The organism is Paraburkholderia sp. RL17-347-BIC-D, from assembly GCF_046027915.1.
Classification (GTDB): Bacteria; Pseudomonadota; Gammaproteobacteria; order Burkholderiales; family Burkholderiaceae; genus Paraburkholderia.
Window position 1 is genome coordinate 15,868 of sequence record NZ_JARESS010000050.1, and the last position, 14,198, is coordinate 30,065.

Sequence of the window (14,198 nt, forward strand, 5' to 3'; positions counted from 1 at the left end):
GGGGGCGCATTTTCCAGACTGCCCGGTACGGGCGGATAACGACACATCAGAGCCTTCCTATGGCCAGACCGACGCCGCATTACCCGCTGTTCGATCGCTTGTTCCGTCATTCCGTGACGGTGGACCTCGGCACGGCCAACACCCTGATCTATACCGACGACGGCGGTATCGTGCTGAACCAGCCGTCCGTCGTGTGTTTCCAGAAAGAGGCCGCCGACCGGCCGAAACGCGTCGCCGCCGTAGGCACCCAGGCGCGCCAGCTTCTGGGCCGCGCGCCGTGCAACCTCGAAACCGTGCGGCCGATGCGCCACGGCGTGATCGCCAACTTCTCCGCCGCCGAGCACATGATCCGGCAATTCGTCGACATGGCGCGCCTGCGGCCGCTGTTCAGCCGCCGCGCCGCGTTCACCTTGTGTGTGCCGGCCGGCGCGACCCAGGTCGAGCGTCGCGCGATCAAGGAAGCGGCCGTGGCGGCCGGCGCATGGAAGGTGAGCCTGATCGGCGAATCGCTCGCGTCGGCAGTCGGCGCGGGCTTGCCGGTGTCCGAGGCGACCGGTTCGATGGTGGTCGATATCGGCGGCGGCACGACGGAAGTCGGCGTGATCGCGCTCGGCGGCATGGCGTATAGCGGCTCGATCCGCGTGGGCGGCGACAGCTTCGACATGGCGATCGTGAGCTACGTGCGCAATCTGTACGGCGTGCTGCTCGGCGAACAGACCGCTGAGCACGTCAAGAAGAGCATCGGCTCGGCCGTGCGCGACGTGCCGCGCGAGCATATGAACGCGACCGGCCGCAGCCTCGACGACGGCTTGCCGCGCACGGTTCAACTGAGCAACCACGATATCGCCGATGCGATCGAGGGGCCGCTGCGTCAGATGATCGGCGCGGTGAAACGCGGGCTCGAAGAGGCACCGGCCGAACTGGCGACCGACATCGCCAACAACGGCATCGTGCTGACGGGCGGCGGTGCGCTGCTCGGCAACCTGAGCCGCCGCTTGACGAACGAGATCGGCCTCGACGTGCGCGTCGCCGATGAACCGCTGACCTGCGCGGTGCGCGGCGCGGGCACGGCGGCCACCGCCGGTCTGCTGGACGAATTCGCGTACGAATGATTTCGCGCAGGGCTTGCCGCGCTGCTGCCTTCGTGAGGCTCGCGTCCGGCCGCTGGACCGGGCTGCCACGCTGATCGACCGGCTGTGTGACAATACGCTTCGCGTCCCAATCTCAGGGACGCACTTTCGCTCCCCATTCCATTCCGAGCCGACAGCGCCGCACTCCGGCGTTGCCGCGCTGTCCGTGAACCACTCGTGACTCAATCAGTTACCGCTTCGTCTGCTTCGTCATCTTTCATCGAACTGCGAAGCGGTTTGCGCATGCCGTACGTGGAAGCCGGTGAGGGCGAACCGCTGTTGTTCGTGCATGGTTCGCTGTGCGACTACCGCTACTGGCAACCGCAACTTGCGGGCCTGTCGAAGCACTACCGCTGTATCGCGGTGAGTCTCACGCACTACTGGCCGGCGGTCGATACCGAGCCCGGCCTGCCGTTCAGCTGGAGCGCGCATGGAAACGAAGTGGCGGAGTTCATCGAGCGTTTAGGCACAGGACCGGCGCACGTGGTCGGACATTCGCGCGGCGGTTGTGTGGCGTTTCATTTCGCGCGACGCCATCCTGAGCATGTACGGACGTTGACGCTAGCCGACCCGGGCGGTCCGTTGCAGATTGCCGGACGCCCGCCCGCGCGAATGCCTGAGACGGTCAATGCGTTGCGCGCGAAAGCGGCGCAACTGATCGAAAGCGGTGAAGTGGAGGCCGGCTTGCAACTGTTCGTCGACTCCGTCAGCCGGCCCGGTTTCTGGGCGATGAGCACGCCGGGTTTTCGCCGGATGGCGACCGATAATGCGCACACGCTCGCGCGTCAATTCCGCGATCCGCTGCCCGCCTATGTTCCCGAGGAGGCCGCCGAGGTGCGCTGCCCGGTGCTGCTGATCGACGGCGAAAAGAGTCCCGACATGTTTCGCCGTACCGCGGCAGCGCTGCAAAACTGGCTGCCGGATGCGCGCCGCGAAACGGTGCGCGGCGCGTCGCACGGAATGAATCTCGCGCATCCGTCGGCGTTCAATCGCTACGTCGACGAATTCATTCGTTCAGTGAGCGACAAGTGAACGACCCATGAGCGCAATGAGCTCGTAATAAACGTGCAATGAATGCACGACGACGCCGTGCCGGGTGGCTCGCGCTCGCGGCGATGATCCGCAGGCTGGCTCGACCCCGGCGACGCATCAAACGCTCGACCTCATGCCTTGCGATGCGCGTCTTTATCGAGCGCGCGTTCCGCCGCTTCGCCCACAAGCCCGTGATAGTAGAGATGCACGCCGATCGCGAGTGAGTCGTTGCGAATTTCGTGGAAGGCTTTCCACGCTTTCACGGGATCTTTGAACAGCAGATAGTGCGCTTCCTGCGCGATCAGATCCGCGACTTCATGCAGGCCGTGACCGTGCAACACGTTGACGAGCGTATCGAGGCTGCGATGCGTGCGCGCGTCGGTGCGCGGGTAGAGCATATGCAACACCGCCACGTCCTGCGTCTTCAGCGCCGCCGACAGCGCGACGACGATGTCCTGGTGATTCAGCGCGGTGACGATGTTCTCGTCGGTGTGGACGTGATCCGGAAACAGCGTTTCGAGCGAGGCGTTCATGTGGTCGTTCCTGTTCTTTTGGCTGATTAAAAAGGCCCGCCGTAGAACGGCGGGCCAAACACAGCGATGTGTTCGCAGGGGAAGCAAAACACGAGTGCAGTATCGCAGATGCACCCGCGCCTCCGCAGCCTGACTGCCGCAAAACATTGTTGCAATAAGCGCTCAACTTTCATTTAGCTGGCAGCGTGTGCAGGCGCCGCGCAGCCGGTTTGCTCGCGCCGCGCCGTTGCGGGTTTCCCGGCGACGTCAAGCCTTGTAAGAGGAAACGCCGGCAACGAATGTTGCGCCAGCCGAGATGCATTGTTGCGGTCAATCGTCGCAATTCGAGGGCCGCTGGACCTTAAAATGCCAAGCGGAGCCTGAGCATGCCAAAGCGCCTTTGACGATCGAGCATGCCGGCACGTGTGCGATGTGAAAGTAAAAGGAACGTGTAGATGAACTCGAAGACACACGCAACGCTGAGCTTTTCCGACAGCGACCAAACCATTGATCTGCCGATTTATCAGGGCACGCTCGGACCGGATGTGATCGATATCCGCAAGCTGTATGGCCAGACCGGCAAGTTCACGTATGACCCGGGTTTCATGTCCACGGCGGCATGCAACTCCGAAATCACCTATATCGACGGCGACAAAGGCGAGCTGCTGTACCGCGGTTACCCGATCGACAATCTGGCGCAGAATGCCGACTTCCTCGAAACCTGCTACCTGCTGCTGAAGGGCGAATTGCCGGATGCGAAGCAGAAGGAAGAGTTCGTCAAGACCGTCACGCAGCATACGATGGTGCACGACCAGATGCACTTCTTCTTCCGCGGCTTCCGTCGTGACGCGCACCCGATGGCGATTCTGGTTGCCGCTGTCGGCGCGCTGTCTGCGTTCTATCACGACTCGCTCGACATCAATAACCCGCTGCACCGTGAAATCTCCGCGATCCGCATGATCGCGAAGCTGCCGACGCTGGTGGCCATGGCGTACAAGTACACCGTGGGTCAGCCGTTCGTTTTTCCGAAGAACGACCTGTCGTACAGCGCGAATTTCATGCGCATGATGTTCGCGAACCCGGCCGAAGAGTACAAGGTCAACGACGTGCTGGTGCGCGCACTGGACCGTATCCTGATCCTGCATGCGGACCACGAGCAGAATGCATCGACCTCGACCGTGCGTCTCGCCGGTTCGTCGGGTGCGAATCCGTTCGCGTGTATCGCAGCAGGTATCGCGTGTCTGTGGGGCCCGGCGCATGGCGGCGCGAATGAAGCGGCGCTGAACATGCTGGAAGAAATCGGGTCGGTCGACAACATCCCCGAGTTCATCGCGAAGGTGAAGGACAAGGATTCCGGCGTAAAGCTGATGGGCTTCGGCCACCGCGTCTACAAGAACTACGATCCGCGTGCGAAGCTGATGCGCGAAACCTGCCACGAAGTGCTGGAAGAGCTGGGCCTGCACGACGACCCGCTGTTCAAGCTCGCCATGGCGCTCGAAAAAATTGCGCTGGAAGATGACTACTTCGTGTCGCGCAAGCTGTACCCGAACGTCGACTTCTACTCGGGTATCGTGCAGCGCGCGCTGGGCATTCCGACGGCCATGTTCACGTGTATCTTCGCGATGGCACGCACGGTCGGCTGGATTGCGCAGTGGAACGAAATGATCGCCGATCCGGAACAGAAGATCGGTCGTCCGCGTCAGCTTTTCGTCGGCGAATCGCAACGCGAAGCCGCGCCGCTGGCCAAGCGCTAAAGCGTCGCGGCGGCCACCCGCCCGACGCCCGCGCGGCGCTCTCACGAGGAGCGCCGCGCCATCCCTCTGCACGTCCTGTGCCACTGAAAAAAAACCGAAACTCCTCTGTGATAAGTTCGTCTGACGCGGACAGACCCTCTACAATCGGAAGCGACTCAGGTAGCAACCGGATGTAGACCGGACGCAAAAGCGTGAACGCAGCAGCGAACCCATAGGAGTGACCCTGATGCAGCAGCCAGAAGCCCTCGGCGGCCTTTCGGGCGGAATCGATCACCGCGAACCCGAGCCGGACGGCGTATTCATCCCGACAGAAAACCTCAATGTCGCCAGCGCCACTCAGCACGTGCTGAAGTCGGGCGACACCTTCATCGTCAACGATCCGCTCGGCGATATCACCGGCCACGACGACGGCCTGTTCGTCAACGACACACGTGTTCTCTCGCAACTGCGCCTCACCTTCGGCGGCCGCGCGCCGTCGCTGCTATCGGGCAGCGTCAGCAGCGACAACACGTCGTTCACCGCGCATCTGACCAACCGTCCGTTGCCGCCGCTCGGCGGCGACAGCACGCCCGAAGGCGTGATCCACGTCGAGCGCGTGCGGGTGCTGTCGGGCACCGTGCTCAACGAAGCCATCGAACTCACCAACTACGGCACGAGCGACGCCGTGGTGCCGCTGTCCATCTCGTTCGCCAGCGACTTCCGCGACATGTTTGAAGTGCGCGGCCTGAAGCGCGACAAGCAGGGCCGTGTCGAACCGGCGCGCGTCGAGAATCGGGAAGTGCTGCTCGGCTATGTGGGCCTCGATGACGTGGCGCGCAATGTGCAGATTGCTTTCTCGCCGGAACCGGACAAACTTTTCGCCGACCGCGCCGACTACACCGTCAAGCTGCCGGCCCAGGCGTGTGTGTCGATCTATCTGTCGGTGTCGGTGCAGGTCGTCGCGCAGTCGGACAAACCCAGCGCCGGTGTCTCGCAGCCCACGCATGCGTTGAGCGAAGCGCACCTGTCGCAGATCGACGCTGAGCGCCCGCGTGTCGGCCGCGCTGCCGTGCGTGCCGCGCTCGTCGACGCTCACCTCGTGATGCGCGAGCGCCGCCGCGCCACCGCGCGCGTGCGTTCCAGCAATCCGCTTTTCAATGCATGGATCGACCGCTCGCTCGCCGATCTTGGCCTGCTGACCACGGACCTCGTGACCGGCCCGTATCCGTACGCCGGCATTCCGTGGTTCTCCACGCCGTTCGGCCGCGACGCCGTCATCACGTCGCTGCAGACGCTGTGGCTGCAGCCGCAGTTGGCCGCGGGCGTGCTGCGCTTTCTCGCCGAACATCAGGCGCGTGAGAACTCGCCGTTTCGCGACGCCGCGCCCGGCAAGATCATGCATGAGATGCGCAAAGGCGAAATGGCCGCCACCGGCGAAGTGCCGTTCGCGCTCTATTACGGCGGCGTCGACACCACGCCGTTGTTCATCGTGCTGGCGGGCGCCTATGCAGCGCGCACGGCCGACCTCGCGTTGATCGACGAATTGTGGCCGGCGCTCGAGCGCGCGGCGCAGTGGGTCGCGGGCGTGTGCGACAAGAATCGCTTTGGCCTGCTGGACTATCAGCGCGAATCTGACGGCGGTCTGGCGAATCAAGGCTGGAAGGACAGCCACGATTCCGTCTTTCACGCCGACGGCCGCTTCCCGGACGGCCCGATTGCGCTCGTCGAAGTGCAGGCCTATGCGAGCGCCGCCTTCGACACCATGGCCCACTTTGCGAAGCTGCGCGGCTTGCACGACTCGGCGGCTCAATACAGCGAGCGGGCGAAGAAAATCCGTCAGTGCGTCGAAGAAAAGTACTGGATGAAAGAGGCCGGCTTCTACGGCATCGCGCTCGACGGCCACGGCGAATTGTGTCGCGTGATGGCGTCGAACGCCGGTCACTTGCTGGCCTTCGGTTTGCCTTCACGCGAGCGCGGCGAATCGGTGGTGCGCGCGCTCGAATCCACGCTGTTCCACACCGGCTGGGGCGTGCGCACGCTGGCCGCGAGCCAGTCGCGTTTCAACCCCATGGCGTATCACAACGGCTCGGTTTGGCCGCACGACAACGCGCTCTGCGCGCGCGGCCTGTCTCGTTACGGCGGCAAGGCGGCGGCCGTGCGGCTCTTGCAGGCGCTGTTTCAGGCAGCGGTCAATTTCGACATGCGCCTGCCCGAACTCTTCTGCGGCTTCCCACGGCGGCGCGGCGAGCCGCCCACCGCCTATCCGGTCGCCTGTCTGCCGCAGGCGTGGGCAGCGGGTTCGCCGTTCATGATGCTCGAAGCGTGCCTTGGCATCACGATCGACGCCGAGCGGCGCGAAGTGCTGATCGAACAGCCGATGCTGCCCGAAGGCATCGACTGGCTCGAAGTGGGCGATTTGCGGGTAGGCGACGCCTCGGTGTCGATCACGTTCCGCCGCATCGGCGACAAGGTCGTCGCCTCGGCGGAGCAGGGCGACGTGCGAGTGGTCGCGCTTCTTTAAACAAGCGTCGAGAGCACTGGTGGCTCGAAAACGAAAGTTGGCCCAAATCGGTGGTGTAAGTTATCGATTGGGTTGGAATTGTAAAAAATTCACGGAAGTCGATTTGCAAATCAATGTGGCCTAGCCCGAATCGAGCCACATCTGCGGGTGGTAAACGATTGTTGTCCCGGGATTTGCAATCAAACTTGGCCCTGCACGGTGTGTGAATTGACTCGCGGAGAGCAGACTTGAGCAGTCTGCGTACCCGTGTCACCATCGTTGTGTTTTTATATAGCGACACAAAAAAGGACCGTCCAAATGGACGGTCCTTTTTTGGGAGCAGCGAAAGCGCGACGTGCGACGTTGATGCATTAAGTCACCCGGGCGAACGCACTTTCTGTCGGAAGGGTTTTGGGCTTTCGCGTCTTCACAATTGTTGCTTCGACGATTGGCCATTTTCTAGACCGACGGCATGATTGGTAAAACGAACTTACCGCGGAGGTTGTTCCACATTCTGCGTTCACAGCCGACCAGCCCATCCCGGTTCCAAGTTTCATAATAATGGCTCCAATGTAGTGGCGCGCACGGTCGCCCGTAACCAGTCGCGGGCCGGGCGGAAATAAGGGTTCAAGCAAGGACCATTCGATATCGGACAGTTTCCACCCGTCGAGCCCCTCGACAATGTTCGGGTTTGTCAGAACGGGGTTGAGGTGCGTTGACGGACCGCGTCCGGACAGAGCAAATTCATGTGGCTGAAGTCCAGCCCACTCAAAAGGCGCTTCCAAGGGGCGGAACGAGTTAACCGTCGCGATGAGACCATCAGCGTTTCTCCAGGCAACAGTCCCTTGACGGAGACGCTTGCCTCGATGTTCGGCAGGGTAAGTCCAATGGTTCCACAGGCAGCGTGCGCATATACCGAGTCGTACGCCATTCGGGCGGATGGAAAGCAATACAGCCATTGCAGGCGAGCCAATCCGCGATGAGCGATTGGCACGTGTTGCCGAAGACGACTAGGAATCAGCGCAACTGATACTGAGCCGCGTGTCGACACTGGAGCAAGGAGCATATCGAGTCCGGACGGTCTAAAAAGGTATTGAAAAACGGTGGCGTTCGGCTTGAAGAGCGCCTTGAGAAAAAGAATTGCCGGGGCTAACAGTCGAAGCCCGTTTTGATTTGCTGCGTAAACTTTGTGGCGGTTATTGAGTCCCTTGCGCGCGATTCCCATCTTGTCATCAGTTCAGCGAGCTTAATATGTCTGTTGGCGGCTGGGACATTGCTATGCGGCGAATCGATGCTGAATATGACATCCCGCAGAATGTCGCGTCATCCCTGGTCCGCAAAATCGCGCCAAACGGGTTTCGTCTGCCTGCGGCTGACCGTCAGAAGTTTCAGCGGCTACCCGACCACGTGATTGCTCGCATAGAACAGATTGTTCGCGACGCGTACATCGAGGCCGGCGAAGACGTTGGCGGCGATATCCTGCGCGAGCATATTTGGCAGCAGGCACTTGCTGCGCGCCGCGAGATGATTGCAAATGGAGAACTGCTGGCACTAAGTGACTTTAGAAAGCGCATCGGCGCGACTGAAAAACGACTCGCGCTCCTTCTCGAAGATGGCAGCGTGTTCACCGTCGCGGTCGACGGAGCCTCATACATTCCCGCTCTGCTTGCAGACCCGGCAGTCAACCGAAAGCGCGTGCAGGCAATTTGCCGAATCATTGTTCCTGCTGAACCGTTGAGCCGACTTGATTTCCTCTCGTCGCAGCGGGGTGGCTTGGGTAACCGCCGTCCGCTCGACATGCTCGACAGCGACGTTGATTTCAAATTGCTGCAGCGGATTGCAGCGGCGTGGGCGGCCGAGTGGTCGCGCACCATCGTTAAGATGTATAAGGGTGAACACCAGTGCGAGCCAAGCGATGTTGAACCGCTGTACACAGCGACGGTGGAAATCGACCCAAGAAAAGCATTGTGGAACCGCGCCTCTGAGGCGCTGCATGCACACGGATACGAATGGCCGCTGAGCCCATATCGGGAGGCTCGGATATTTACCCTCTTTGTCGGCCGACAAGCGGTTGGGGATTCCGCGCCAATACCGGAAGCTTGCCTGCAAATCCTTGTCGTCGGCGAGCTCGTTCGAATCCGAATCGTAGCTGCGCCAGGCACTGCGCTCAACTCGCAAACAATTGCGGCTGGCAAGCACGAGACGTTTGTTGACGTCGCGAAGCAAGTCATCGCTCACTTCCTTGCGCTGAGCGCAGGCCGCTAGGGAGCGGTGTTAAATGATATGTCGCATTCGACCGATAGCAATCGAAGTAATCGTGAATGCTAAAAATCTGACTGTTTTCCTAAAACACGGGGGCACGTTGCGACTTCCGCTGCGATTGTTCCCAAAACTGTGGGTGGCAAGCCCTGAGCAACGTCGGGATGTCCGCATTTCTGCGTCCGGCGAGGGGTTACGTTGGGACCAGTTGGATGAAGAAATAAGCGTCAGCGGGCTGATGCGCGATGCCGAGAGGCGCCATCGTGATGAGCGATTGACCTCGTGCGTACCGGTCGATTTTCCATGGGACCCAACGCCTGCCTTGTTGTCGGGAACGCAGCCAAAGCTAACTGGCAGGTGGATTGACGGCAGGTTTGTTGTCGGGCTGACTGCCGAAGAACGCTTCATAGGATGGGACCTTTGTGAGGATTTGGCGCAGCAGCTGGTTCCAAAGACCCTCAAGGATGCAGCTAATTATCCGGACAATTCGCGCGACGTAACGCTGCGGCGGATGAGGAGGGCGATTGCAAACAAAGAGTGGACGGAACGCGTGGAGACCGATTGGCTTATGCAACGGCTGCGGGCCCTGCTTGGCTGGTGACAGGCAACAGCATGAAGGCTCACATGTGCATCGATTTGATGCCAGTGCGGTGCGAGAACTGGCTGCTGCGGGCGGTGGCTATCTTCGCAAGCGCTAAGCGCAGGGCATGCGCTTGCGAACGCGGGAAGCCTCTCTCGAAGACAAGACGCACATCACAAAATTTCTTTATTGAAGGTTGAACCAGCTCACCCGGTGCTCCATCGGAACCAACTCTAAATCCTGGATTCCGCAGTCCCGGGCGATGACAATTGCTCCGAGCGGCACCGCCGCGTCCGAATTAAGACGGCGAGGCGCAGAGAACGTCGTGCCCACGCTTTGCAAGAGAACCCGGTCATTACTTCCTTCTCCCGGCACAATTGCTTTTATTCTCAACAGTCGCTCCCCAAGCGCGCCAGCTATGTTTTCCAGCCAGTCCAACGCGGATTCCCAAGGCAAATCCTCCTCGAACTTTGCACGGAACACCCGGATTCTCGGATGGAGCAGACGCCGTCGGACGCGCTGCCTAACCTCTCCGTTTCCAATGGGAGAGCCGGTGTCGCTGAAGGATAGAAACGCCTCCCGTGCGCGAACTGACGACGAGAACTCGTCAACGATTCTTGCTACTGGATTTGCGGACGCAACCACTCCTAGCGCCTCGTCGCGTCTCTCGTTTGATACGAGGTCCAGCTTGGTAAGAACAATCGTGTTGGCTGCAGCCAGCTGAGCTGCGGCGTCTTCAAATTCGGAAGTCTGCAACGCAGGCCGACTGCAATCGTAGGTCGTAATTAAATGGAGCTTCAGCCGGAGGTCCGCTAGTTCCTGCAATGACGAGACTATGGGACCGGGGCGCGAAAGGCCACTGCACTCGAGAATAATGCGGGAGAGGGGACCTTGCCCGGTGAGCCGACGAGACTCGACAAGGTCTTGGACGGTAGTGACGAGGTCGTTCGTCAATGAGCAGCATACACACCCGTTGCTAAGCGTCGCCATCGACATGCCACGGGCCGATTCAGAAAGAATCGCTCCGTCAATGTTGATTTCGCCTGCTTCATTGACGATGACGGCAGTCTCGGACGCGTTCTCGCTTGCAAGCAAGCTTTCGAGCAGTGAGGTCTTGCCGCTGCCCAGCATCCCTGAAACGATGACGAACTGAGGTCCGGATTGCATGTTTTCCCTCATTGCGCGCGTCGGTTCTCTGACGAACCCGGCCAGCTGCCAGCGACCATCTCGCGGACATCGGAAAGCAGTTCATCCACGTCAAAGACCATACCTGCTCTGATTGTCTTTTGCAGACATCGCTTGTGTTCTGGACCATTCGTCTGTTCATTCAAGCGGACGGTGCCAGTGCCGTAAAGCAGCTTGAAGTCAGTCAATGGGTTCTGGTCATGGACGAGGATGTCTGCACGCTTGCCAACTTCCAGCGTCCCCGCGTCGTCTTCAATCCCGAGAAGCTCAGCTGCATGAGACGTCGCTGCACGCAGCACCTCGAGCGGTGAAAAACCTGCTTCCTGGAAGAGCTCAAGTTCCCGAACAAAGCCGAAGCCGTAGACTTGATACATGAAACCTGAGTCGCTACCGGCGCAGACTCGTCCGCCGCGATTCTTGTATTCGTTGAGGAATGTCATGAGAATGCGGAAGCTCTCCTTCCACTCAACCTCGTTTTTCACCGACCAGCGGTAAAAATACGCGCCGTGTCCGCCGCGTTGCGGCTGGAAGTATTTCCACGTCGTACTGTCCGTGTACTCATCGTGCCATTCGGCGCGACGTACACGCATAAGGTCGCGGTTGCTGTCATAGACGTTCATTGTCGGAACGAACGTATGTCCAGCCTCCAGGAAGGCTTCGATGACTTCGTTCCACTTCGCGCTGCCCGGCTTCGCCGCTTGCAGAAAAGTCTGCCCAGCAGTTGCAAAGCGCATGTATTCGTCGTTGTAGTTGTAGTCGTCGTCGACCGTCTGGAGCGTTCGACCGTCAAACAACGCTTCCGGAATGCCGTACGAGTGCTCAGTGCTCGTCAGGCCCCAGCGCGCAGTCCGCAAAGCATTCATCCGTCCGACTGAAAGCTGTGCGTGGTGGCAGCAGGAGCGTAGACCGAGCTTCTTGCATTCGTCCAGGGCGGCTTCCATGATTGCCGGTGGTGCGCCAAAAAACTTCACGCCGCGCGCGCCTTTCGCGTGCGCCTTGCGCAGCCACTCCCGTCCTTGCTGCGGCGTATAGATAGTCTTCAGATAGTCGTTGACTGCCGGGAAATAGACGTAGGGGTATAGCGTCGGAGCGGCGATTTGCCCTTCATCTGCGGCTACAGCCTGCTGCTGCGTCCAGGCAAGGCCGTTCATGGTTCCCGCCTCGCGTACGCTCGTTACGCCATGCGCAAGCCAGAGCTTGTAGATGTAATCCGCAGGCATCATCTCGCCATTCGCCGCATGGAATGGTGTCCCAACATGCGCGTGGCAATCTACAAAACCCGGGGTGACGAATTTGCCCGTACAGTCAATCTCATGGTCGCCGGCTTCCGGACGGCGTACTGGGTTGATGGGCAGACCGGGAACTCCAACGGCAGCAATCTGAGTAATGCGTCCACCTTCGACAACGATGTCCGCCGGACCCCAGGGAGGCGCACCCGTGCCATCAATGACCATTGCACCGCGCAGCACGAGCCTCTGAAAAGGACCCGTGCCACGGTCGCGCGTCGTTGCCGCCTGCACCTGACCTAACCCTTTCTTGGCAAAACCCGCGACCATCTCTTCGCCAACTTCGATTTCCGCTATGGGCGTATTCATGCCGTCTCCATCCTTTAATCGCCCTACGCGGGCATCCGATAGTCGTTAAAACACTTTCGTCCCAGGTGCGATGTCGCGCTCGGGCTTTAGATAGACAACAGAGCCGTCTGCCTGCTCAACGCCGAGCATCAGTACATCAGACTTGAATCCACCGATACGGCGGCTTCCAAGGTTCACAGCGCAGACGACCATTTGACCCATTAGCTCTTCCGCTTTGTAGAGTGCCGTATATTGACCGCTGCTCGCCAGTTCTCCGAGTTCGCCGAAGTCAATCCAGATTTTGTACGCGGGCTTACGCGCTTCGGTGTTGAGTTCGACTCGGGCAATACGACCAGCACGCATGTCGACCATTGAGAAAGCTTCGAAAGGGGTAGTCTCGCTCATGTTGGGACGATTCAAAAAGGTTTGCAATCTAGTTGCTGTTGTAGCTGCTCGGTCTCGACCAGTCGCCGCGCTCGCCTGTAACTGACGGTGTCAGCGTATTGGTTGTGAGGCACATCGTGCGAGGAAGTTCTGATTGGTGACCGAACCTGATGACAGGAAGAATCGGGCCTTCGGCCTCTTCGACACAGACGCGCATGAACGGCTTCGCATGGTCCAGAACAATGGGTTGAATCAGCCGGCCATCCAAGACAACCAGACCGGCCGCGAGCGTTGCACCGTCGAGCAGCGCGTCGTCGACTTGCTCGGATACAAAAGCGGCGGCCACGTCGTCTATGACGGGTCCAATCTGGGTCTGTTCATCGACCGGGTCGCCGATATGAAGTCGGGCCGCCCTGTCGATTAGGATTGGGACAAGAGCATCGGCGACCGAGTTGTGCACATACAGGCACGATACGCGCTCGGGGCCAGCGAGAAGAGGGGGGAGGAATACCCGCTCGATAACCGCATCACATCCGGCGTCAATGTCAGCATCCGCATCTATCACCATCGGAGCCCGCTCGCTCTGAGAAATCTTCACGGGCACGACGGCTTCATGGCATGCACGCGAAACATAAGACCCCACATCGCGGCTTCCATGGAATCGCACTTCGGTAACGTGCGAACTCCTGAGTGCGGTTCGCAGCATACCGATTGCGTTGATTGAAGGCGCAACGCACAGGAGTTTGTCCAGATTGCCGCCCTCGGCCCAAAGCGATGCAAGCGTTCGCGAAGCCAATGGAGCCCGCGAGGACGGCTTGATGACAAGGGCTCGCCCTGAACTCAATACTGCGATTGCCTCTTTAACTGTCGCAAGGACTGGGTCACGCCAGTTCAAAATGGAGAAAGCTGACCGCGCTGCGGTCCAGTCGCGCACGAGCGGAATCGACGGACAAGAACAGTAAGCATTCAGCGCCGCCAGAGCAGTTGCCACCTCAACCCGTGCAAACCGGATGGGCTTCCCCGTCTCGAGACTGACGACGCGCGCCAATTCTTCATGTTGGGAGCCAATCTTGCCTGCCCAACTACGGAGCCGTTCCTGAATTGGATGAGTGTTTTGCAGGTTCCCTGCGACGCGTGAACCCTCGTCGAAGCTCGATGCTAGCGTTTGAACGTCGATGTCCGGCGCGCGACCTATGACGGTGCCGTCATAGGGGCTCAGAACGTCGAAACGACGCGTCGCACTTGTCCCCGCACCGGAATGGCAAACATGCCTGGCGAGTTCCGGGGCGTCGGTTTGGCCGTCACGCAT

12 protein-coding genes are annotated in these 14,198 nt (G+C 60.2%); 6 read left to right on the forward strand and 6 right to left on the reverse strand.

The window, feature by feature from the left end; all coding sequences use genetic code 11:
- The first annotated feature begins 59 nt into the window (after positions 1–59).
- Together P0D96_RS38600 and P0D96_RS38605 are read left to right on the forward strand one after the other, a co-directional pair.
- On the forward strand, positions 60–1,112 hold the full coding sequence (locus P0D96_RS38600; protein ID WP_408319065.1) for a rod shape-determining protein: 1,053 nt from the start codon (positions 60–62) through the stop codon (positions 1,110–1,112).
- A 261-nt stretch (positions 1,113–1,373) separates the two neighbouring features.
- Positions 1,374–2,162: an alpha/beta fold hydrolase gene (locus tag P0D96_RS38605; protein ID WP_408319102.1), complete on the forward strand. Its 789-nt coding sequence runs from the start codon at positions 1,374–1,376 to the stop codon at positions 2,160–2,162.
- 131 nt (positions 2,163–2,293) lie between these two features.
- On the opposite strand, the gene P0D96_RS38610 is transcribed toward P0D96_RS38605, so the two are convergent.
- Complete coding sequence (locus tag P0D96_RS38610) at positions 2,294–2,695, reverse strand: hypothetical protein (RefSeq protein ID WP_132377429.1); 402 nt, start codon at positions 2,693–2,695, stop codon at positions 2,294–2,296.
- A 434-nt stretch (positions 2,696–3,129) separates the two neighbouring features.
- On the opposite strand from P0D96_RS38610, the gene gltA reads away from it, so the two are divergent.
- Together gltA and P0D96_RS38620 are read left to right on the forward strand one after the other, a co-directional pair.
- Positions 3,130–4,428 carry a citrate synthase gene (gene gltA / locus P0D96_RS38615; protein ID WP_132377428.1) on the forward strand — a complete coding sequence of 433 codons (1,299 nt, stop codon included), beginning with the start codon at positions 3,130–3,132 and terminating at the stop codon, positions 4,426–4,428.
- Between the two features lie 226 nt (positions 4,429–4,654).
- Entirely contained in the window at positions 4,655–6,928 is a 2,274-nt protein-coding gene (locus tag P0D96_RS38620) for an amylo-alpha-1,6-glucosidase (protein WP_408181756.1), read from the forward strand.
- Between the two features lie 673 nt (positions 6,929–7,601).
- Here P0D96_RS38620 and P0D96_RS38625 read toward each other — a convergent pair.
- The gene (locus P0D96_RS38625) at positions 7,602–8,132 is read right to left on the reverse strand and encodes a hypothetical protein (protein WP_408319067.1); all 531 of its coding nucleotides are present in this window, start codon (positions 8,130–8,132) and stop codon (positions 7,602–7,604) included.
- Positions 8,133–8,158: 26 nt separating this feature from the next.
- Here P0D96_RS38625 and P0D96_RS38630 point away from each other — a divergent pair, with 26 nt between their 5' ends.
- Together P0D96_RS38630 and P0D96_RS38635 are read left to right on the forward strand one after the other, a co-directional pair.
- On the forward strand, positions 8,159–9,172 hold the full coding sequence (locus P0D96_RS38630; protein WP_408319069.1) for a hypothetical protein: 1,014 nt from the start codon (positions 8,159–8,161) through the stop codon (positions 9,170–9,172).
- Positions 9,173–9,224: 52 nt separating this feature from the next.
- Positions 9,225–9,767, forward strand: coding sequence for a DUF2442 domain-containing protein (locus P0D96_RS38635; RefSeq protein WP_408181760.1), 543 nt, complete (start codon positions 9,225–9,227; stop codon positions 9,765–9,767).
- Between the two features lie 165 nt (positions 9,768–9,932).
- Here the strand turns inward: P0D96_RS38635 and P0D96_RS38640 are convergent, their stop codons facing one another.
- Genes P0D96_RS38640 through P0D96_RS38655 form a run of 4 tightly spaced genes read right to left on the reverse strand, consistent with a single transcriptional unit; the run spans position 9,933 to position 14,198 of the window.
- Positions 9,933–10,913, reverse strand: a complete 981-nt coding sequence (locus P0D96_RS38640; protein WP_408319071.1) for a CobW family GTP-binding protein — start codon at positions 10,911–10,913, stop codon at positions 9,933–9,935.
- An 8-nt stretch (positions 10,914–10,921) separates the two neighbouring features.
- The gene (locus P0D96_RS38645; RefSeq protein WP_408181763.1) at positions 10,922–12,526 is read right to left on the reverse strand and encodes an amidohydrolase family protein; all 1,605 of its coding nucleotides are present in this window, start codon (positions 12,524–12,526) and stop codon (positions 10,922–10,924) included.
- Positions 12,527–12,571: 45 nt separating this feature from the next.
- The gene (locus P0D96_RS38650) at positions 12,572–12,910 is read right to left on the reverse strand and encodes a tRNA-binding protein (RefSeq protein WP_408181765.1); all 339 of its coding nucleotides are present in this window, start codon (positions 12,908–12,910) and stop codon (positions 12,572–12,574) included.
- Between the two features lie 28 nt (positions 12,911–12,938).
- Complete coding sequence (locus P0D96_RS38655; protein WP_408181767.1) at positions 12,939–14,198, reverse strand: aldehyde dehydrogenase family protein; 1,260 nt, start codon at positions 14,196–14,198, stop codon at positions 12,939–12,941.